The organism is Paenibacillus sp. FSL K6-2862 (assembly GCF_038005125.1).
In the GTDB taxonomy this organism is placed as follows: Bacteria; Bacillota; Bacilli; order Paenibacillales; family Paenibacillaceae; genus Paenibacillus; species Paenibacillus illinoisensis_A.
This window is the reverse complement of record NZ_JBBOSN010000001.1, coordinates 2,118,896-2,138,648: the sequence shown is the minus strand read 5'-3', so window position 1 is coordinate 2,138,648 and position 19,753 is coordinate 2,118,896. Positions and strand designations below refer to the sequence as shown.

At 47.3% G+C, this 19,753-nt stretch carries 19 protein-coding genes; 7 read left to right on the top strand and 12 right to left on the bottom strand.

Annotated features, from left to right (window positions below; translation table 11 throughout):
• Window positions 1-24 precede the first annotated feature (24 nt).
• The 3 genes from hemY to hemE are packed head-to-tail and all read right to left on the bottom strand — an operon-like array spanning window position 25 to window position 3,456.
• Window positions 25-1,449 (bottom strand): protoporphyrinogen oxidase, encoded by a 1,425-nt coding sequence (hemY, locus tag MHB82_RS10020; RefSeq protein WP_341174571.1) that lies wholly within the window; start codon window positions 1,447-1,449, stop codon window positions 25-27.
• Complete coding sequence (gene hemH, locus MHB82_RS10015) at window positions 1,449-2,399, bottom strand: ferrochelatase (RefSeq protein WP_095358941.1); 951 nt, start codon at window positions 2,397-2,399, stop codon at window positions 1,449-1,451. The genes hemY and hemH overlap by 1 nt, the downstream gene beginning before the upstream one ends.
• Window positions 2,392-3,456: a uroporphyrinogen decarboxylase gene (gene hemE, locus MHB82_RS10010; RefSeq protein WP_095358942.1), complete on the bottom strand. Its 1,065-nt coding sequence runs from the start codon at window positions 3,454-3,456 to the stop codon at window positions 2,392-2,394. Before hemE ends, hemH begins: the two co-directional genes overlap by 8 nt.
• Window positions 3,457-3,650: 194 nt before the next feature.
• Between hemE and MHB82_RS10005 the strand changes: the two genes are divergently transcribed.
• Window positions 3,651-4,862 (top strand): MFS transporter, encoded by a 1,212-nt coding sequence (locus tag MHB82_RS10005; protein ID WP_110759547.1) that lies wholly within the window; start codon window positions 3,651-3,653, stop codon window positions 4,860-4,862.
• Between the two features lie 89 nt (window positions 4,863-4,951).
• Here MHB82_RS10005 and MHB82_RS10000 read toward each other — a convergent pair whose 3' ends face one another.
• Window positions 4,952-6,157, bottom strand: a complete 1,206-nt coding sequence (locus tag MHB82_RS10000) for a cytochrome P450 (protein ID WP_341174570.1) — start codon at window positions 6,155-6,157, stop codon at window positions 4,952-4,954.
• A gap of 435 nt (window positions 6,158-6,592) precedes the next feature.
• On the opposite strand from MHB82_RS10000, the gene MHB82_RS09995 reads away from it, so the two are divergent.
• Window positions 6,593-7,807, top strand: a complete 1,215-nt coding sequence (locus tag MHB82_RS09995; RefSeq protein WP_095358945.1) for an asparaginase — start codon at window positions 6,593-6,595, stop codon at window positions 7,805-7,807.
• Window positions 7,808-8,367: 560 nt separating this feature from the next.
• Here MHB82_RS09995 and MHB82_RS09990 read toward each other — a convergent pair.
• Window positions 8,368-9,000: an O-methyltransferase gene (locus MHB82_RS09990; RefSeq protein WP_341176615.1), complete on the bottom strand. Its 633-nt coding sequence runs from the start codon at window positions 8,998-9,000 to the stop codon at window positions 8,368-8,370.
• Window positions 9,001-9,241: 241 nt separating this feature from the next.
• Between MHB82_RS09990 and MHB82_RS09985 the strand changes: the two genes are divergently transcribed.
• From MHB82_RS09985 to MHB82_RS09970, 4 genes are all read left to right on the top strand, one after another.
• Complete coding sequence (locus MHB82_RS09985; RefSeq protein WP_095358946.1) at window positions 9,242-10,393, top strand: THUMP domain-containing class I SAM-dependent RNA methyltransferase; 1,152 nt, start codon at window positions 9,242-9,244, stop codon at window positions 10,391-10,393.
• Window positions 10,394-10,594: 201 nt separating this feature from the next.
• The gene (locus MHB82_RS09980) at window positions 10,595-12,589 is read left to right on the top strand and encodes an LTA synthase family protein (RefSeq protein WP_341174569.1); all 1,995 of its coding nucleotides are present in this window, start codon (window positions 10,595-10,597) and stop codon (window positions 12,587-12,589) included.
• Between the two features lie 81 nt (window positions 12,590-12,670).
• Window positions 12,671-13,075, top strand: coding sequence for a cytidine deaminase (locus tag MHB82_RS09975; RefSeq protein WP_221806940.1), 405 nt, complete (start codon window positions 12,671-12,673; stop codon window positions 13,073-13,075).
• 215 nt (window positions 13,076-13,290) lie between these two features.
• Window positions 13,291-14,028 (top strand): DsbA family oxidoreductase, encoded by a 738-nt coding sequence (locus tag MHB82_RS09970; protein WP_341174568.1) that lies wholly within the window; start codon window positions 13,291-13,293, stop codon window positions 14,026-14,028.
• 151 nt (window positions 14,029-14,179) lie between these two features.
• Here MHB82_RS09970 and MHB82_RS09965 read toward each other — a convergent pair whose 3' ends face one another.
• From MHB82_RS09965 to MHB82_RS09955, 3 genes are all read right to left on the bottom strand, one after another.
• On the bottom strand, window positions 14,180-15,085 hold the full coding sequence (locus MHB82_RS09965; protein WP_341174567.1) for a prenyltransferase: 906 nt from the start codon (window positions 15,083-15,085) through the stop codon (window positions 14,180-14,182).
• Between the two features lie 300 nt (window positions 15,086-15,385).
• Window positions 15,386-16,216, bottom strand: a complete 831-nt coding sequence (locus tag MHB82_RS09960) for an aldo/keto reductase (protein WP_341174566.1) — start codon at window positions 16,214-16,216, stop codon at window positions 15,386-15,388.
• Between the two features lie 179 nt (window positions 16,217-16,395).
• The gene (locus MHB82_RS09955) at window positions 16,396-16,677 is read right to left on the bottom strand and encodes a hypothetical protein (protein WP_095358951.1); all 282 of its coding nucleotides are present in this window, start codon (window positions 16,675-16,677) and stop codon (window positions 16,396-16,398) included.
• A gap of 228 nt (window positions 16,678-16,905) precedes the next feature.
• On the opposite strand from MHB82_RS09955, the gene MHB82_RS09950 reads away from it, so the two are divergent.
• Complete coding sequence (locus MHB82_RS09950; RefSeq protein WP_341174565.1) at window positions 16,906-17,277, top strand: hypothetical protein; 372 nt, start codon at window positions 16,906-16,908, stop codon at window positions 17,275-17,277.
• Window positions 17,278-17,356: 79 nt separating this feature from the next.
• Here MHB82_RS09950 and MHB82_RS09945 read toward each other — a convergent pair whose 3' ends face one another.
• The 4 genes from MHB82_RS09945 to MHB82_RS09930 all read right to left on the bottom strand — a co-directional run bounded on the left by MHB82_RS09945 (window position 17,357) and on the right by MHB82_RS09930 (window position 19,684).
• A complete protein-coding gene (locus MHB82_RS09945; RefSeq protein WP_095288055.1) occupies window positions 17,357-17,578 on the bottom strand; it encodes a DUF1450 domain-containing protein in 222 nt (73 codons plus the stop codon).
• 21 nt (window positions 17,579-17,599) lie between these two features.
• Window positions 17,600-17,902 carry a heme biosynthesis protein HemY gene (locus MHB82_RS09940; RefSeq protein ID WP_095288056.1) on the bottom strand — a complete coding sequence of 101 codons (303 nt, stop codon included), beginning with the start codon at window positions 17,900-17,902 and terminating at the stop codon, window positions 17,600-17,602.
• Window positions 17,903-18,051: 149 nt separating this feature from the next.
• The gene (locus tag MHB82_RS09935) at window positions 18,052-18,303 is read right to left on the bottom strand and encodes a hypothetical protein (protein ID WP_095288057.1); all 252 of its coding nucleotides are present in this window, start codon (window positions 18,301-18,303) and stop codon (window positions 18,052-18,054) included.
• Between the two features lie 148 nt (window positions 18,304-18,451).
• Window positions 18,452-19,684: a M14 family metallopeptidase gene (locus tag MHB82_RS09930; RefSeq protein ID WP_341174564.1), complete on the bottom strand. Its 1,233-nt coding sequence runs from the start codon at window positions 19,682-19,684 to the stop codon at window positions 18,452-18,454.
• Between the last annotated feature and the right edge of the window lie 69 nt (window positions 19,685-19,753).

Genomic DNA, 19,753 nt, shown 5'->3' with positions numbered 1-19,753 from the left:
AGAGGCAGCCTTATATTGATTGCATTAGTGCACAGCCAGCTTTTGAACTGCCTGAAGCGACATTTCTTTTGCCTGTTTGATACAGTCCGGCAAACCTACTCCTTCATAACCAGCACCTGCAATGTAAACACCCGGCAGCTTACTGCCAAGTTCCTCACGCAGTGCGGCAATATGCTGAAGATGGCCTACGGGATACTGCGGCATGGATTTGCGTAGGCGGGTAATCTCCGAGAAGATCGGAACGGCCTCTACACCCATGGTTTCCCGCAGATCCTTGAGCACCAGAGCTGTCAGTGCATCATCGGGAAGTTCAACATTTTGCTCGTCTCCCGAGCGGCCGACATAACAACGCAGCAGCACTTTGTCATCTGGACTGGTGTGCAGCCATTTGGTCGATGTCCAGGTACAGGCTGTAATATTCCGCCCTTCCTTGCGTGGAACGAGGAAGCCTGAACCATCAAATACATGTTCAATATCCTTTTTCTCAAAAGCAAGGACCACATTGGCTACAGATACGTAATTAATTGCATCCAGCGCAGAGGTGTCCACATGCGGTTTGAGCAGTTCGGATGCCACATACGTCGGGACTGTAACAATCACGTCATCCGCTTCAATACACTCCCCGTTATTGAGCTGCACACTGTACCTCGTTTGACCACTTTGCTTAACATCCAATGATAGAACAGACGTATTCAGGCGTTGGTCCACATCCTGCATATCGTGAACCAAGGCGTGAACAAGACTCTGAAGTCCTTGGCGAAAATTCAAGAACGCGCTTTTCTTCGTTCCCGTATGTGTCTCCGCAGGTTTACGGCCTGTCATCATGCCGCGGATCAGACTACCATAATCCCGTTCCACTTCACCGAATTGCGGGAATGTCGCCTGAAGACTCAGACGACGCATATCCCCGGCATAAATACCGGCAAGCAGAGGCTCGGTCAGGTTTTCAAGCACCTCCGGACCGAGACGCCGTTCGATCATGTAACCGAGGGATTCATCTTCCGCTGTACGGCGCGGTGGAATAAAGAAATCCATCAACGCGCGCAGCTTGCCTGCGGGAGAAACCAGGCCACTTCTCAGAAATGGCTTCAACTCTGTTGGTATTCCCAGCACAAGTCCAGCAGGCATGGGGTGAAGCTTACCCCGCTGCATAATATACGTTTTTTTGGATTCCGGATTTTGGCTTACCAGTTCATGATCAATTTCCAATTCCTTGGCGAGATCAATCATGGCAGTTTTGCGGGCCAGGAATGAATCGGGACCTTTTTCAATGACAAATCCATCCCGGTGCAGCGTCTCAATCATTCCACCCATGGACGAACTTTTCTCAATTAGTGTAATTTGAGGTTCAATCCCGGCTTCCCGGTAATGTTTTCGAATATAAAATGCCGCGCTGAGGCCTGTCAGGCCTCCGCCAACGACAACAACACGACGTTTCTGGTCTTCCATTACACATCCGACCCTTGCTGCCACTGGCTAATGATGACGTCACTTAACGTCTCCATATAGAGAGGATCACTGTTGAGCGAATCAATCCGCATTAAGCGCATGTCGATCTCCTTGGCAATCGCTTTGGCCTCAATATCAAGATCATAGAGTACTTCAAGGTGATCAGAGACGAATCCAATGGGTGCGACCAGCACATCCTCAACTTGTTCGCGGGACAGTTCCTGAAGTGTGTCCAAAATATCCGGACCAAGCCACGGTTCAGCCGTACGTCCAGCACTTTGCCATGTAAATTGCCAGTTGCTAATACCTTCACGTGAAGCAATGACTTCGGAGGTTTCGAGCAATTGCTGCGGATAAGGATCACCCAGACTTACGATCCGCTCAGGCAAGCTGTGTGCACTGAACAGGACTCGTACATCACCGCGCTTCGCACCAGCCTCTTCGAATTCATCCAGCTTGGCACTGACACGGGAAGAGAGAGCCTGGATCAGCTTAGGATGCAGGTGGTAACTCTCAACAAATGTCATTTGAATTCCCAGTTCCTCTGCTTTTTCACGAGCACGCTTGATGTAGCTGCCTACACTCATTGTGGAATAGTGAGGAGCAAGTACAATACCGACTGCTTTCTGAATTCCGTCCTTCGCCATCTGTTCCACACCATCTTCAATAAATGGATGAGCGTGCTTCAGCCCTTGATAACAACGGAACTCCACTCCGTTCGTACGCTCATCTTGGCTCAGCGTCTCCTGCAGGGCCTTAACTTGATTATCCGTATTTTCACGCAGCGGGAAAACACCCCCTACGATAGCCTCATACCGGTCCGTCAGTTCCTTCAGTTGTTCCGGCTCAGGCGGCCGTCCTCTACGAATATGTGTGTAGTACGCTTCAATACTTTCCATATTTTCAGGTGTGCCATAAGACATCACCAGTACACCTACGGTATTAGTCATTGCTAACCGTCACCCCCGTCTTCAAAACTTCTGCAGAATATTCATGAATATATGCCGTAAGTTCTCTCAATTTTTCAAGAGAAGCTTCCGGGAACAAGCCATGTCCCAGATTGAAAATATAACCTGGCTCCTTGATACCTTCATCAAGAATGACTTTTGCCTGCTGCTTAATCAAGTCCATCGGTGCTGTCAGCACATAGGGATCCAGATTGCCTTGTACAGCAAATTTGCCACCCAGTCTCTTGCGGCCTTCTGTGATGGAAACTCTCCAGTCCAGACCGATCACATTGGCTTGCAGATCCGTCAGAGTCGGAAGCAGTTCACCGGAGGCCACACCAGGGAAATAGATTTTCGGTACATTCAAATCCGATAATTCGGTAAAGATACGGGTAATCGTCGGCAACACATACGTTTTGAAATCATTTGGAGAAAGGGCTCCAACCCAGCTGTCGAATAGCTGAAAAGCCTTGCCTCCATTAGCAATGTGTGCACGGACATATGTAATTACCATATCGCCTAGTTTTTGCATGAGCTTGTGCCATACTTCAGGCTCGCTGTACATCATGGTTTTGGTGCGAATATATCCCTTTGAAGGGCGACCCTCGATCAGATAACTGGCAATGGTAAACGGTGCGCCCGCAAATGTGATAAGGGGAACATCCAATTCCTTATCCAGAATCCTAATGGTTTCCAAAATATGCGACAGGTCCCCTTCGACATCAATCGGACGCAGACGGTCCACATCTGCCGCCGAACGTATAGGGTTATCAATAACGGGACCAATATTTTTTACAATATCAAAATCAATGCCCAAAGACGCAACCGGATTCATAATATCGGAGTACAAAATAGCCGCATCCACACCGAGTTTACGTACCGGCATGAGTGTAACTTCAGCTGCTAGCTCTGGCCTGCGGCAAATTTCGAGCAAAGAGTACTTTTCTTTAATTTTACGATATTCAGGATCATAACGCCCAGCCTGACGCATGTACCATACAGGAACACGGTCTACTTGCTGCTTGAAGCTGGCTCGAATCAAACGATCATTATAGCTCATGTAAGAAGCCTCCAATAGTTTTTGGACTCATAACTCTCATTATGCCCTTTTTGAAGAGCTGTAACAACCACGTGCCGTTCTGTTCCGATGACAATACTATGACATTCCTTACATCGAATCATCCATATGCCAATTATGGTATAATGAAAGAATGGTGTTTTTTCCACGAATTACAGAAAGGAAGTGAAAGCACTTTGAAAACTTGGAAAGTAAACCTCATTGTGCTTTGGTTTGGACAGTTCTTGGTCAATTCGGGCATGACCATGATTACGCCTTTTTTATCCCTATACCTTGCCAAGGATTTAGGCGTTGTCGGTGAGCACGAGATTGGCATATGGGCGGGATTTATATTTGCTGCCAATTTCCTCACTTCATTTTTGTTCCAGCCCTTGTGGGGCAAACTGTCCGATAAGTATGGACGTAAAATTATGCTGCTGCGCTCCGGATTCGGGATGGCGATTGTAATCGCGCTCATGGGATTTGCTCAAAATCCGTGGCAACTCCTCTTGTTGCGTTTGCTCAACGGTACCATCTCCGGTTTTAATCCGGCAGCCGTTGCCCTGATCTCGGGAACAACGCCCAAGGATCGCATGGGTTTCGCCATGGGTATAAGTCAGTCCGGACAAGTAGCCGGAACGATTCTCGGTCCGCTGATCGGCGGTTTGCTTGCGGATGCCGTTGGCTTCCGGCCCATATTCTACATTACAGGCGGACTCATCTTTGCTGCATCGCTGCTGGCCATGTTCCTTGTTCGGGAAAAATTCGACCGCAAGGAAGCGGCCAAACTGCCTGAACAATCCGTATTGTCCGGACTGAAGGAATTGAACAAGTCACCACAGCTGCCCGCACTGTTTGCTGTAACGTTCCTGCTGCAGTTTGCGATGATTAGCCCCATGTCACTCTTGCCGCTGTATGTACAGAAGCTGCATGCATCGGATGTAAACGTGGCATTCTGGGCCGGTCTTGTCGGGGCTGTCACCGGACTATCCAACATGGCCATGTCTCCAATACTCGGCAAGCTCAGTGATCGTGTTGGCGCACATAAGGTACTGACCTTCTCTCTTATAGGAACGGGACTGCTGCTAATACCACAAGCCTTCGTACAATCGGTATGGCAACTTATTTTGGTACGTTTCGCTATGGGTGTATTCATGGGTGGTTTGCTGCCTAGCGTCAACGCTTTGATTCGAGCCTACACTCCAGATGGCATGGTCAGTCGTGCATTCAGTTTCAACACGAGTACACTCGCTCTCGGGAATATGCTCGGAGCCGTAATCGGCGGTTTTATGGCAGGATTCATCGGCATTGAGGGATTGTTTATCGTATCTGGCGGACTCCTGTTAATCAATATGGTATGGGTTCGATTCAAACTATACAAAAAGCCTGCTCTCGTCAGGGAATCCTGAGCAGGACATCCCTTCACTTGGAACGCATCACAAAAGCCGCATTCATTGCCCTAGGGACAAAGAATGCGGCTTTTTTCGTTACCACTTTGTTAAGACTGCTTAAGGCTTTCAAATTGGATAGGGTACTCCTTCACACCAAATACGAAAGCACTCTGGATCGGCTGCAGTGTCGTTCCCGGAACAAGCTTGATACCCTGCATCTGCTGAAGCATGGTGTGGAGTACAACCCTCGCTTCCAGACGGGCTAGCGGAGCTCCCAAGCAGAAATGAATGCCAAACCCAAATCCCATGTGCCGGTTCGGTTTGCGATCCTCGACAAATTGTTCTGCGTTGCCAAACACGTCGCTATCCCGATTGGCCGAACCTACCCAAGAAATAACCTGAGTCCCCTCCTGAATGGTCTGCCCGTTCAATTCAACCGTTTCTTTGGCTACGCGTCCAATCGCAACAATCGGCGGGTAGTAACGGAGCGTCTCCTCAACAGCTGATGCAACGTGCTCAGGATGTTCACGCAGCCGCTGCTGCAGCTCGGGTTGCTCTGCAAGAATGCGAACCGCATTGGTAATCAGATTGGTCGTCGTTTCATTACCTGCTGCAAGCAGCAAAATGCAAAAACCAACCAGTTCCTCCTCGCTCAGCTTCTTCCCTTCAATCTCTGCTGCCAGCAGCAAAGAGATTAAATCATCCTGCGGTTGCTGCCTGCGTTCTTCCATAATGGCTGTAAAGTAGATGGCCAGTTCCTGTTGATTTCGTTTTTTCTCTTCCATAAGCTCCTGGAAAGCTTCATCACTGTCATCGCGCGCCCCCTTAACCAAGGCGTCCGACCATACTTTAAACTTCTGCCGGTCTTTTGCAGGGACTCCCAGAAGTTCCGCAATGACGATAACAGGCAGCGGAGTCGCCAGATCATCGACCAGGTTCATTTGACCTTGCGACAACCGGGGAGTGATTAATTCATCGGCAATCTCCTGAATGCGCGGAGCAAGCGCTTCTATGGCCCTCGGTGTGAATGCCTGATTCACCAAGTCCCTTAACTGCTTGTGTTTGGGCGGATCCGTTGTAAGCATACTGGTGTTTGCACGATCACGTGCGGAAGAAAACAACTTGGGATTTTTCAGTACGTACTGCACATCTTCATAACGAAAGATATCCCAGCATTCACGGTGCTCATCGTATCGGACTGGAGTATTCTCACGAAGTTCGGCGTACACCTGGAAGGGCGATAGCTGCTGCTCTACTGCTTCCAGTTCCCGGATCGGAATATAATTGGCATACTTTCTGGGTGCTCGGTTCATCGTCATTCCTCCAATCGTTAATATATATTTATTTACATATAAGAAACACCATATATTATAGACTTTACTGTATGGTCATACAAATATTTGGCAATAATTGAGCCTCTTCTCCTAGGGAATGCCATTTAAATCCCACGAACCTCTTTTTTCAATCAGGATAAAAGTCTTATACGTCGTTTCGAATGTCATCTTAAATAACATGCAAATCCCTACTGAGCTATATCTCTCCTTTCAATTCTACTTTTGGCGGTTTATATTTATTCATTTAACCTTATAAATAATAGTTTTACTCTGAATATCTATCGATATAGTCTTATAATCTCCGTTTTTCTACTGTTGTCATATTAATTAACATCAAATACAATCATCTCAATTCATTTACATAATCTTCTGAACAAACATCACATGTTACTAACCTGAAGGAGAGTGCTAATTATGAGTAAACATTCAAATCTTCGTCCCTGGGCTGTATGGAGTACTGCTGCTTTAACCGCTCTGACCATCTCTTTGTCCCCGGTCGGAACCTATGCCGCTCAAGCAGCTACTGTTGAAGTAAGCGGAACAACAAGTGCGGTACAGTCCACTTCACCTACAACTCCAGCACGGAATACTTCCATTCCGGCCTTGCCTCAATCCTCCAAACAATCTGCATTACCTAATGTACTTGTCATTGGAACAGGCGGAACGATTGCAGGTCAATCCGAGGATGCGACCAGCTTCCAAAATTACAAGGCAGGCACACTCCCCATTGAAGAAATGGTTGATGCGCTACCCGACAAACAGAAGATAGCAGATGTTAGCACACTTCAATTCGGCAACTCAGGTTCGGGTTCATATACAATGGCTGATCTATACGATCTATCCCTTACTGTAGACAAGGCACTTGCGCAGTATGACAGTGTCGTGGTTACGACAGGTACGGATACTATGGAGGAGATCGCTTATTTCCTTGACATGACGGTGCAGAGCGATAAGCCTGTGGTCATTACCGGCTCCATGCGACCATGGACCGTTATCGGTTCAGATGCCCAAGCGAACCTGTACAATGCCATCAAACTTGCGGGCAGCGGACGCACTACCTCGTTCGGAACGGTACTGATGCTGAACGATACGATTCAGCTTGCACGTGGAGTAACCAAAACGAATGACTATCGTACGGATACATTTGAGACGCCAATGCTCGGTGCTGTTGGTTACATCGATGAAGAGAATATCCGAATCTACCGTGCTCCGGCACGCGCACTGAAGCCTGAAGGCACAGCCAAGCCTGCATTCGATCTGAGCAAGATTACGAAGGCTGATCTGGCGAAAGTCGAAATTGCCATCTCCTATCAGGAAGCTGGCGGGGAAGCGATCGAAGGTTTCGTACGCGGCGGAGCCAAAGGGATCGTAACCTCCGGTACCGGAGCAGGCGGCATCTCTAGAGCAATGGGACAAGCCCGTACGAAAGCAATTGAAGAGGGCGTCATCTTCGTAACCACGACCCGTACAGGTTCAGGAAGCGTATATGGCGGCGGCAACGGTGTCATTGCCGGGGACAACCTCAGCCCTCAACAGGCACGTATTTTGCTCATGCTCGGCCTGTCATTCAGTGATGACTTTGACACCATCAAAAAATGGTTTGAAACATACGGCACACCTGAAGTTTAATAGCTCTCATACCGTTATCCTTATTTTATAAAATGGCAAAAAAAGAGATGAACCCGGGCCCTGTGATCAGGGATGTGTTCATCTCTTTTTTTTGTGTTTCCAGAATGTGTGTATTACTTTCTCTGATTCATTTTAAATACATTCTATTTAATAAAATAATACTTAAAAAGATAACAAATCAAAAAAACCAACACCGCAATAAGTACAATATAAACTGGTAGTATTAAAAATGGCGTGTATACGTTAAGAAAATGAAATACGAAACCTGAGATCAGAAGCAAAGAAAGAAAAATGAATAAAGGTCTCAAATTAACACCTCTATAGATAGAAATTTATAACTCCTTTTATACAATATTACCATAAGATTTCCTGAAAGGAGTTTTGATACCTTCTTCGCTAAAAAGGAATTCATATTTATATAAAACCTCAATAAAAACTCATTCTTAACGATCAATATATTTCAAACTAAAAAAACTCCGAACTGAATCAAGATTTCCTCACAAACACAAGAGTGTGAGATCATGATTCATCGGAGTTTGATCTTTAGGAAGTTTCTACTTTTACTTCACCCAAGCCAGCGCCAAGCCATCATAATCCGGCAGCATGGTGGTGACAAGGCGCGGGTCACTCGCCATCTGCTCATTGAAACGGCGCACAGCAAGCACAGCGGGACCTTGCTTGTCCGGATTCAACGTACGACCACGCAGGAAACAATTATCGCCTACAATGACAGCACCCGGCCGGGCCAGCTTAATGGCATAATCGAGATAAACCGGATAATTCTCCTTATCTGCGTCAATAAAGAAGAAATCGAAAGTGCGACCCTCCAGTTCCAATTGCTTCAGGCTGTCTGCCGCCGGGCCAATGCGATACTCTACCTTTTCGCCGAAGCCACCTTCCTCCAGATGCCCACGAGCCATCGCCACGTATTCTTCTTTCAACTCCAGCGACGTCAGAGTTCCCCCTTCCCTCATGCCGCGAGCAAGGCAAATTCCGCTGTAACCGCCCAATACGCCGATTTCCAGCACAGCCTCTGCCTTTGATGTCTTGGCGAGAAACGTAAGCAAACGGCCATAAGCCGGTGCAACCGACACCTCCGGCATGTTGTTTGAACGGATGGCCTCTTTTACCTTTAATAACAGCTCATCCTCTTGAAATAATTGATTTACATATTCGTCAGGGGTAAGATTCACCACGTATATCCTCCTTGGACACTTGGACTGCTTTCCTTATGGATGCCAATGTTCTATAATGAATGTTTGTTATCAACACAGGCGGTTAGACTACAGTATCACCTGCTTCTTAGCGAGCTTAGTGCTCACCGCATTTCTCATTGTAAGTTTTTTCACGGAATGCGGCAAGGCCGCACCGTTACTATACAGCTGGATGAAGGCATCGTCCTCTTCCGCTTGAAATGGAGTTGAAATGAAACACATGGCTCAATTGCAATTAATTGCGACCTCAGCTATGGGACTTGAGGCTGTTGTAGCTCGGGAATTGAAACAGCTGGGGTATGAGGATGTTACGGTCGAGAACGGCCGGGTTGTATTTACTGGAGATTATATTGATATTTGCCGCTGCAACTTGTGGCTGAGAAGTTCTGACCGCGTCCTTATCAAGATGGGTGAATTCCCTGCAACCACATTTGACGAATTGTTTGAAGGTACCAAGGCGCTCCCTTGGGAAGAATGGATTCCAGCGAACGGTGAATTCCCTGTTGAAGGCCGCTCACACAAATCCCAACTGAGCAGTGTCCCTGCCTCCCAAGGTATCGTGAAAAAAGCGATCGTTGAGAAACTGAAGCTGACACATAACACCGAATGGTTCCCCGAGAACGGAGCTCGTTATGTCATTGAAGTGATTTTGCTGAATGACCGCGCCCTGCTTACACTCGACACAACCGGACCAGGACTTCACAAACGGGGTTATCGTAAACTGGTGACGGAGGCTCCGCTGAAAGAAACACTCGCTGCAGCGCTTATTCAGCTTAGTCGCTGGAACGTATCCCGCCCCTTCTATGATCCGTGCTGCGGTTCAGGCACCATGCTGATTGAAGCAGCCATGATCGGTTGGAACATCGCACCAGGACTGCGTCGCTCCTTCAACTCCGAGAATTGGGATGTCATCCCTAAAGAACTGTGGGAACAGGCTCGCGAGGAGGCATTTGATGCGGTTCGTGACGATGTTCCATTGCAGATTTCGGGTAGTGATATTGACCCTGAAGCAATCGAGGTAGCGCAGGCAGCGATCAAAAGTGCCGGATTTGCCAAAGATATTGAAGTCAGCGTACTGCCTGCGCACCGTGCCAGACCTCAAGGGCAGTATGGTGTAATTATCACCAATCCGCCATATGGTGAACGCCTTAGCGAAGAGAAGGACGTCTTGAAGCTGATCCGCTCCTTAGGCCGCAGTTATCTCGAGATGCCGACTTGGTCCTTTTTTGCCATCACTTCAACCAAATCCTTCGAAGAAGCTTTTGGCCGTAAAGCGGACAAACGCCGCAAACTGTTTAACGGACGCATTGAGACCCAATACTACCAGTACTTGGGACCATTACCTCCGCGGAATTCATCACCGAAACAGTAACGATACGATTTAAACTGAACGCTCCTGCCTTCACGGCTAGGGCGTTTTTTTGTACGGTTATGCAACCAACGATCTGCATGAAGCACTTCTGCTAGGGGCATAGTTGAAATGCCATGAAGGAGAGCTATAATGAATGGAGCCCTGTTTTTACACTCCGTTAACATTAAATGAACAAAACACTGCAACTGGGAGGGAACCTAGATGGTCATCTCACAGCCTACACGCAGCATGACGCCGCGTAGGCTTCTTAATCATCCACTTACGTTATATCTCATTTTTCTAGTGCTGATGCTGCTGAAACTCATGTGGCTTCATCACAACCTGCATGCCTATAACATCACCATGGGTCTTCTGGATAAAGTCATTGCTATAGGCTCTTTGCTGCTCCTGTCCTTCTGGACCTGGTGGCTGCCTAGACGGGGTATGATATTATCTCTTGTCGTGCTCAATCTGCTCCTCACAGCGCTGATCTATGCCGATATGGTTTATTATCGATACTTTCAGGACTTTCTAACGATCCCTGTGTTAATGCAGGCCAGACAAGTTGATGCTCTGGGCGACAGCATTGCTACGCTCATACACGTCAGTGACTTGTGGTTTTTCGCAGACTGGCTTGCCATCATTCCGTATGGGGCCATCCTGCTATTCAGCAGGAAAAATCGTATCTCCCGTTTATCTACAACCAGTAATGGGTTCGGGAATTACTCCCATTACCGCGGCAAGAAAAGAGGCATGCGCAGACTCACTGCAGGCGGCATTGCCTTGGTACTTGGACTGTGTCTTGCGGTGGGGCCAATCTATTTTTACAGTAAAACGTGGGCCAAGGGGCTGTTCGACAATAATTGGTGGAACGTCTCCATGTACAACGTGACCGGACTTCTCGCTTTTCATGGATATGATCTGTACAACTATGCAATAGACCATATCGGTTCCGGCCCCGAAGCCGATCCTGCAGATGTCGAGCAAGCCAAATCCTTTTTTGCTGACAGACAGAATAACGCTTCTAGTGAAAATGCCCTGTTTGGCAAGTACAAGGATAGTAACCTCATCATCGTTCAAGGAGAAGCCTTCATGAATTTCATGATCGGGCAAAGTATCGGCGGTCAGGAAATCACGCCGCATTTTAATGAACTGATGAAAGAAAGCCAATATTACAGTCATTTTTATCACCAAACAGGTCAAGGCAGAACATCGGATGCTGATTTTGGAGCCAATATCTCACTCCACCCACTACCTGTTGGATCAGCTTTTGTTCGTTACGCAGACCACGCGTATGATTCTTTGCCTTCAATACTGAAGGACAATGGTTACAGCACCAATGTTTTTCATGCGTACGAGAGTGGATTTTGGAACCGTTACACGATGTATCAGAACATGAACTACGACAAATTTTACAGCAAAAATGATTTTGAACAGGATGATCCACTCGGCTGGTCCCTGTCCGATGAGTCTTTTTTAAGGCAATCCGTTCAGAAGATGGACAGCGAGGTTACCGAACCGTTCTATTCCTTCCTCATCACACTCAGCAGTCATCATCCTTACGCACTCCCGCAGGATAAACAGCAGCTTGATGTAGGTGAGTTCGAGGGCACGATGTTTGGTGATTACCTGCAATCCGTTCATTATGTGGATTCTGCGCTGGGCAGTATGGTGGAAGATCTGAAGAACCGGGGATTATGGGACAAAACCATCTTCATGTTCTATGGGGATCACGATAATTCGATCAAAGAACAAGCCCAGTATGAGCAGTTCCTTGGACGGTCCCTGAATGAACTGGATATGGAGCAAATCATGAATGAGGTCCCGCTGCTGGTGCATCTGCCGGACGGAGCCGAAGCAGGAACCGTAGACCAACCTGCCGGACAACTGGATATCACTCCATCAGCGCTTCATTTGCTCGGCATCCCAGATGAATATTATCACATGGGGAACGACATCTATGACGGATCATCCCGAACCGTTGTATTGCGAAGTGGTGCATTCACTGACGGTTCCGTATTTTATATCCCTTCAGACGATTATATTTACGAGAACGGTTCATGTTATGATCTGTCCACCCGCAGCATGACAGACATCAGTGCGTGCAATTCCGGACATGACGAAGCTTCGAAGAGATTGCATGTGTCCGATACCGTCATAACGTATGACCTAATCCGGCGATTCCGTGAAGAGAACAGCGCAGAACCTGCATCCTAGATGAAACTACTGCCAATGTCTTCGTTTAGCAGCTTTTGATAAAAGGAGAAACATAGAATCATGACAATTCAATCAGAACCCTTGTCCATTGAACAAAAATTATATGATGAAGCAGCGAACTTTGTGAAGCATCGTTACCCTCAGGGTTGGGGTGGTGCAGCAGCAGTTTATACCGCAGCGGGTTCGCTGTTAATCAGCGTTGCTCCAGAAGTGATCAATGATGCCACACACCTGTGCATGGAGACGGGCGCCTACCTCGAAGCACATAAATTAAACGAGAGAGTTACTCACTCCATCTGCGTGGCACGAGATGACGAACATTCGGAATTCAAAGTTCTCACTCCTTGCGGGGTGTGTCAGGAACGTTTGTTTTTCTGGGGTGAAGATGTCAAAGCCGCTGTATATGACCCGGATGGAAGGTTAATCTATAAAAGACTGGACGAAATCCAGCCTTACCACTGGTCCCAGGCATACCGGGATAAATAGTGATATTATTCCGCTTCTTTACGTAATTCAAGTATTCAGGCACTTTCGAATCGCAGACTTCCACCTTTATTTACCACAAAAGTGTTAAGCGTGCAGCCCACCGCATGTTTAACACTTCTTTTTTGGGGACCGGTCCGATACCTGCCTTGCGTTATTTAGAAAGTCGCTTTATAATTGTAACTAAAATAGTTTCATTTATATGGAGGTTTAAAAAAATGATTATTGAAATATGGTCCGACTTTATGTGTCCTTTCTGTTATATTGGCAAACGCCGTTTGGAAAATGTATTGGCTCAGTTCCCACACCGTGACGAAGTGAAACTGCAATTCAAAAGCTTCGAGCTGGATTCTAATGCTGAACTGAACAGCGGCAAAACGAACGCGGAATATCTGGCTGCCAAATACAATATGAGCGTGGAACAGGCAAAAGGCATGAATGCTCAAATGAATGCCAATGCTCGTACGGCCGGATTGGAATATAACATTGATGAGATGATTCCAACCAACTCGTTCTCCGCACACCGCCTGACCCACTGGGCAGATACACAAGGTAAAATGCTTGAACTCAGCGAGCGTTTGTTCAAGGCCATTTTCATGGAAGGCAAACATGCTGGTGACACGGATGTACTGATTCAACTGGCCGAGGAAGTGGGTCTGGATCGCAACGCAGCTGCCGAGGTGTTGGCCAGCAATCAATTCGCGGAGCAGGTTCGTGCAGATCAGGCTGAAGGCGAGCAATTAGGCATTCGCGGCGTGCCATTCTTCGTATTCGACCGCAAATTCGCGGTATCAGGCGCGCAGCCGGACGACGTGTTCCGGGATGCCATTCAGAAGGCATGGGATGAGCGTTCCCCTTTTACCATGGTTGAATCCAGCACAGCTAACGCTGATGCCGGCGGTGTGTGCACTGATGATGGATGCGTAGTCCCGCAATCCGATAAACCATCCAAATAACACAAAAGCAGCAGGAACAGGGGCACTCCCCCTGAACCGCTGCTTTTTTTCAACTTAAACCTGATTAATTCATACGAAAAATTCATCCTTATAGTATAAAAAAAATCCGGTCTGCCTAATGCAGAACCGGACCCTATTTACTCCCTCTCTTTTAGAGCAGCAGCCCTACGCACATGATCAGACCACAGAGCACAGATGATTGCTGGGAAGCTCCCATAAGGGGAAGATACGTCTCGGACGGATTAACTTTGCCCAGTGACTTATAAACCTTATACATTGGAATAACGGAAATAATCGCGACAAGACCATAAACGGGCAAAGCATGGAACACTACACTTATGATCAAAAGAACATAAGCAAGAATTGTCATCAGCTTGGATAGACGAAGCGCCCGCTCTTCCCCCCACATAACAACCAGTGTCTTCTTGCCGATGTCACGGTCCGCACGCCAGTGCAGAAAATGATGGTTAAATAGCAGCATGGTGGTCAGCATGCCGACCGGCAAGGACAGCAGCAGCGGCGAAAGCGCAAACTCTCCTGTCTGTACATAGTAGGCACCCAAAACTGGCAGGATACCGAAGGAAATAAATATCCCAATTTCACTATAGCCTTTACCGCGGTAGCCGAATTTAATGGGCGGCGCAACATAGAAATAAGCGATCAAAGCACCGATCAGCGCAATAGCCAGAATCGGCCAACCGCTGACGATCGTAAGAATGAGACCACAAGCCCCAGCCAGCACAAGGAATCCCCAGGTAATTGCCGCAAATTTCTTTTCAGTCATGGTTCCCGAAGTCAGAAACCCGGAGTGCGTCGAAATCGCGCCTTCAGTCTCCGTTGCTTGGGTATCGGTTCCGTTTCGATAATCCCATAAATCGTTTACCATATTGGAAAAAATATGAGCTGACACCGCGCCTACTAGCGTTAGCAAAAACAAAAGAATACTAAATTCCTTCTGCATGGCGTAGGCAGAGATGGTACCTAGTATTACTGGAACAACCATTACCGTTACGGAATACAGTCGGGTCATATTTTTAAATAAAGCCCAATTACTCATGATGTATATATGCCTCCTATGATGCTAAATCTTTAACACTTTGTGACGACGTTCACATAATATTAGATTATACACCAAATTGACATTGTTGTGATAGGAAATTTTTGTTCGGTATTAGGACTGAATCTTCAGTTACCTGCGTTAAACGTTTTTCTTTATCAAAAGCCTCACATAGGCAGCTTCCCTCTCGAATCCAAGTTAGGCAGCAATGATGAAAGATAGAAAAGGCCCTCTCCTTCCGGAAGAGGACCTTTCAGATTATGGCATGGTGCATGAATTAGATATTCCTTATATCCTTACTCAATCCCAAAAGAGTTGATCCGGATGCGGCCCGGTTCTCTTATCAGAATCTAAGGCATCAATCGATCTGAGCTCATCCGGCGTTAACTCAAAATCAAAAATGTCTGCATTCTCACGTATCCGTTCGGGTGTAACGGACTTCGGTATGGTCACAATCTGATTTTGAATATCCCAGCGCAAAATGATCTGTGCCGGTGTCTTTCCATATTTTTGGGCAAGGGCCTTCAACGTGGATTCATTGTTCAGTTTCCCTCGCATGATCGGGCTCCAGGCTTCCAGCTGAATCCCCTGTTCCCCGCAGAAATCCTGCAATTCCTGCTGAATCAGACCCGGGTGCAGTTCCACCTGATTGACTGCAGGTACCTTTCCACCTTCATCTATAATTTCGCGCAAATGATGGATTTGGAAATTGCTCACACCAATCGCCCGTACGCTTCCTTCGCTATATAGACGTTCGAATGCTCTCCACGTCTCCTTGTACTGGTCTCTTCCCGGCCAGTGAATCAAGTATAGATCAATGACGTTTAATCCCAGTGCCTTCTGACTGGCCTCAAATGCTCTGAGAGTCGAATCAAAACCCTGATCTTCATTCCAGAGCTTAGTTGTCACGAACAGCTCATTGCGGGCAATTCCACTGCTTGCTATGGCTTGTCCCACTTCTTCTTCATTCCCGTAGACCGATGCCGTATCAATACTGCGATATCCTACTTCCAATGCAGTCTCAACCGCTTGCTGCACTTCCTTACCCTTTGCTCTATATGTTCCAAATCCTAGCCAAGGCATCGTTACCCCATTATTCAGAATCGTGCAATCTGTAATATGTTTGGTCATCCTGTACCTCCCGTATGGAATTTGGCTGCTCAAGGTTTATTAACCTTCTGACAGAAATTTAAGCGTTTCCTTATCTTCCTGTACAGGCGACCTATTTCCGGGAGATTCTTGAAAAGGCAGCATGAGAAAAAGAACCCGCAAGGCTCTATGGCATGCGGGTTCTGGTGTGACAGGATCAGCTATTGATTCCCTTGCCCGTTCTGACTCTGGATGGAGTTCAATCTTCTCTTCTCCTCAGAGAACATCTCTTCTGCCAGCTCAACACCCTGTCCTCCAAGCGAACGTTCAGCCTGAAGCATCGCCTGCTCCGTATGCGCCAATCGGCGCTCGGCCTGTTCAATGGTCTGCTCTGTTGGATGTGACATGGCCTGAGATACGGCAAAATGAAGTTTGTTCACTGCATTCTGCGCCTGAGATACGGTCGTATTCGCTTGCAAACTGGAATCATAACGCTTCGGCATGAGTATTCCTCCTTGGGATCATGTTCCTGTTACCCCTTTAGGATGGATGATGAGGTCCTGCCTTATTCTTCTTTTGCATAAACAATTTATGAATGTCATGTCGTGACTCCATTTAAACCTTCATAATCCCATGGTTGTAACCTTCTCCTAACTCACTGCGTTTATCTTATAGATGACTTTTTAGAAGAAAGAGGTGGTTGGTTGAAAAACCTGAGGATTCCGGTCATCATGTTGACTTTGTTATTGATAACCAGTGGCTGTGCCTCTGCAACGTATGAAATAACGGGTTATACAAGTTCTCCCATTATTGATGATATTCCAGTTCCAACGAATGCCAAACCATTAAAAGTCACGACAGATTCAGCAAACCCCAATATCAAAATAAGTGAAACGTATGAATTGAAACATATCGGAGGTGAACAAGGCCTTTATACACCTGCTGATTATTTTCAGAAATTACACGAAGAAGGATGGGTAGAGTTGGAGGAGAACCGAATGGGACATGTTCATTTCCTCAAAAAAAACGACACGGTAGTCGCTATCGAAATACGTGAGGATACCTTTGAAATTCATGAAATGGAAAAAGACGCTCCCTTATAATCCTCCCTAAGTGTTCTTGGAACATTGAAATACTACCAAGTTATCACTGCGCACAAAAAAAGAGAGGCATCAGCCTCTCTTACTTCACGAATTTCGCAACTTTTGCCAGCACTTCTTCTTCTGTCGGCGCACTAATGTACCGACCGTTGATAAACACAAAAGCACGCTTCGCACACGGACCACAGTACGATTTGCACCCAATCTTGATCTCCGTATCCGGAGCCATTTTCTCCAGCTTGGGTACAATCGACTTCAGTCTGATATGATTACACTTTTCGCATACGCGGATATCGTTAGCCATGAGTTCCCCTTCTTCGCGGCCTTAGTGGTCGCCGTGGTTGCCTTTGGAAGGGTTCGTGATGACAAATCCTTCTTGAGGAAGGTACAGGTAGTCAATTTTAACGCCATCCAGAAGCGGTTGATCATTTTCAAGAATAACATCGATCTCTTTGTCCGTAGATACTACGGTATCGTTTTCTTTCGGCGTGTCCAGATCAAGACCGTAGTGAGCGTGGTCACCGTGAGCATGCGTGATAACTACACGAAGTTTTTTCCCTTCGTTTTCGGGCTTGTCCAGCTCCAATTTCAATACTTTGGCAGCATTACGAGTAATTTTGCAGTTCATTTCGACTTCATCTCCTATATTGTAATTGCTGGTTCCAACAATTTCAGCATTTCTAAACTCCAGCATCTATTGTAAAGAAAGTTACTCCGCTTCGCAATAACATTGATGCAAAATCAAAGGTAAACCGTATCGATTCACCTTATGCCCCTTTAGGCGCGGGAGGGCAGCACCGGATATTTACGCTCCGCACGGCTGACAAACCAGTTCATCAGCAGCAAAGTAACACCAATATCATCGATAGGCATAAATGGCATGACATCGGGTAGAACCCAATACAGTATGACCGGGATGATGAACAGCAGTTTCTCATGCAAAGGGATCTGCGGAGCCCGCAACAGGCGGGGCAGTCTCTTGAACACTTCAGTCCATCGTTTGAACGACAGCAGTCTTCTCCACTTCATGTGAACCCCTCCATATTCTTCATGAGCCAATAACGGCACATGATCGTATTCCTCTCATTACCCTTTTAAGAATGGTATGATAACCCAAAAAAGACGGGACGCTGTCACAGCGCCCGTATGTTTTATACGAAATGGGATGCTAGAAGTTTCATGACAGAGCTTCGTTTCCGGTCTCCCCATCCGACAGCAGCTCAGCCAGCAGCAGACCTACCTCGACACAGATATCATCAAACTGTTCAACAGGTAGTGGGTTGACGCCAAGTCCGACTTCCACCGTGAAGCCCGGCTTCCGAAACTGTTGAATAAACCAGTCCTTGTATCCCGCATCGCTTCCACCTAATTTAACGGCTTTGTAACCCGAGGCCCGTGCCAACCTGCGCGATAACGGCGCACTCTCTCTGGGCTCTAAATCACGGTAATTCCAATAGATCTCTTGCCCCTGACTATGCAGGGAAACGACAGCAGCGAAGCGGTGTTGTTCTGTCCACTCTGCAAGTGCCTTTGCTTCTGGCTCAGATAACGGTGCCTTGCCTGCATAATCTCGGGGACCAGGTGATGTAATTCCTCTCCGCGCAGCCTCTTCCTCCCAGTGAGCCGGAAATTGATCGTTCAGATCAACCCCTCTAATATTGGCTTTCCAATGGGTAAAATGCGGACGACCGGCATTCCATGCAAGCAGCTGCTTGGCATGTGGATGTCTATTCACTACACCCTCCTGGACGAGCTCCACGCCATCCGGATTGACCATAGGCACGACCCACAACGTCGTTTCCTGCATCCAACGCTCTGTCCTGAATTGCTGCCAAGGCACACTGTCAGTGTATGCCCTCGCATATTCTTCAATAAAGCGCATGATTACCGCACTCGTAAGCCATTCATTGGCATGGACGGACGCATTAACATGAATATGGCGCGGTCCTTCACCAATCTTTACGTAGGGTATAGCCTTCCCCATGACGCTTGCACCGATTATACCTGTGGAGATGAACGGATATTGCTTCTCAAGCAAAGCGACATCCCGGCTCAATTCACGGTAACCGTATTCACCCTGTAACCTGACAATAGTTTTGCCATTTGAATCCGGAATATGAATACATCGCCCACACCAATCCTCAACGTTCGCAAACTCGGGATTGGCGTCACGCAGCTCTTTTTCATTCAGGCCAAAACGTTCTGCGATCCACCCCACGTTTTCCCCAGGCTGAACAGCATATCTGCGACCGGTTCCCGGCAGGATTCGCAGCATCTGCCCGGCAAACAAGTAGGGTTGTGCCGCTGCCTCCGGGTTCAGGGCAGCCAGCAACGCCCTCGTCATGTGGTGCGCAGAAGCAATACGGGATAAGGTATCCCCTGACTGAACAATAATCCACTGAAGCTCCATGGTGTCTCCTTTCCCGGCAGGAGAATGCAGTTCTCCCCGTCCTATGCTCTTATTGTGCTACCCTAATAT

Coding starts and splice junctions, on each gene's coding strand:
- hemY (WP_341174571.1), bottom strand. CDS start 1,449: ATGGAAGACCAGAAACGTCGTGTTGTTGTCGTTGGCGGAGGCCTGACA.
- hemH (WP_095358941.1), bottom strand. CDS start 2,399: ATGACTAATACCGTAGGTGTACTGGTGATGTCTTATGGCACACCTGAA.
- hemE (WP_095358942.1), bottom strand. CDS start 3,456: ATGAGCTATAATGATCGTTTGATTCGAGCCAGCTTCAAGCAGCAAGTA.
- MHB82_RS10000 (WP_341174570.1), bottom strand. CDS start 6,157: ATGAACCGAGCACCCAGAAAGTATGCCAATTATATTCCGATCCGGGAA.
- MHB82_RS09995 (WP_095358945.1), top strand. CDS start 6,593: ATGAGTAAACATTCAAATCTTCGTCCCTGGGCTGTATGGAGTACTGCT.
- MHB82_RS09985 (WP_095358946.1), top strand. CDS start 9,242: ATGGCTCAATTGCAATTAATTGCGACCTCAGCTATGGGACTTGAGGCT.
- MHB82_RS09980 (WP_341174569.1), top strand. CDS start 10,595: ATGGTCATCTCACAGCCTACACGCAGCATGACGCCGCGTAGGCTTCTT.
- MHB82_RS09970 (WP_341174568.1), top strand. CDS start 13,291: ATGATTATTGAAATATGGTCCGACTTTATGTGTCCTTTCTGTTATATT.
- MHB82_RS09965 (WP_341174567.1), bottom strand. CDS start 15,085: ATGAGTAATTGGGCTTTATTTAAAAATATGACCCGACTGTATTCCGTA.
- MHB82_RS09960 (WP_341174566.1), bottom strand. CDS start 16,216: ATGACCAAACATATTACAGATTGCACGATTCTGAATAATGGGGTAACG.
- MHB82_RS09955 (WP_095358951.1), bottom strand. CDS start 16,677: ATGCCGAAGCGTTATGATTCCAGTTTGCAAGCGAATACGACCGTATCT.
- MHB82_RS09950 (WP_341174565.1), top strand. CDS start 16,906: ATGTTGACTTTGTTATTGATAACCAGTGGCTGTGCCTCTGCAACGTAT.
- MHB82_RS09945 (WP_095288055.1), bottom strand. CDS start 17,578: ATGGCTAACGATATCCGCGTATGCGAAAAGTGTAATCATATCAGACTG.
- MHB82_RS09940 (WP_095288056.1), bottom strand. CDS start 17,902: ATGAACTGCAAAATTACTCGTAATGCTGCCAAAGTATTGAAATTGGAG.
- MHB82_RS09935 (WP_095288057.1), bottom strand. CDS start 18,303: ATGAAGTGGAGAAGACTGCTGTCGTTCAAACGATGGACTGAAGTGTTC.
- MHB82_RS09930 (WP_341174564.1), bottom strand. CDS start 19,684: ATGGAGCTTCAGTGGATTATTGTTCAGTCAGGGGATACCTTATCCCGT.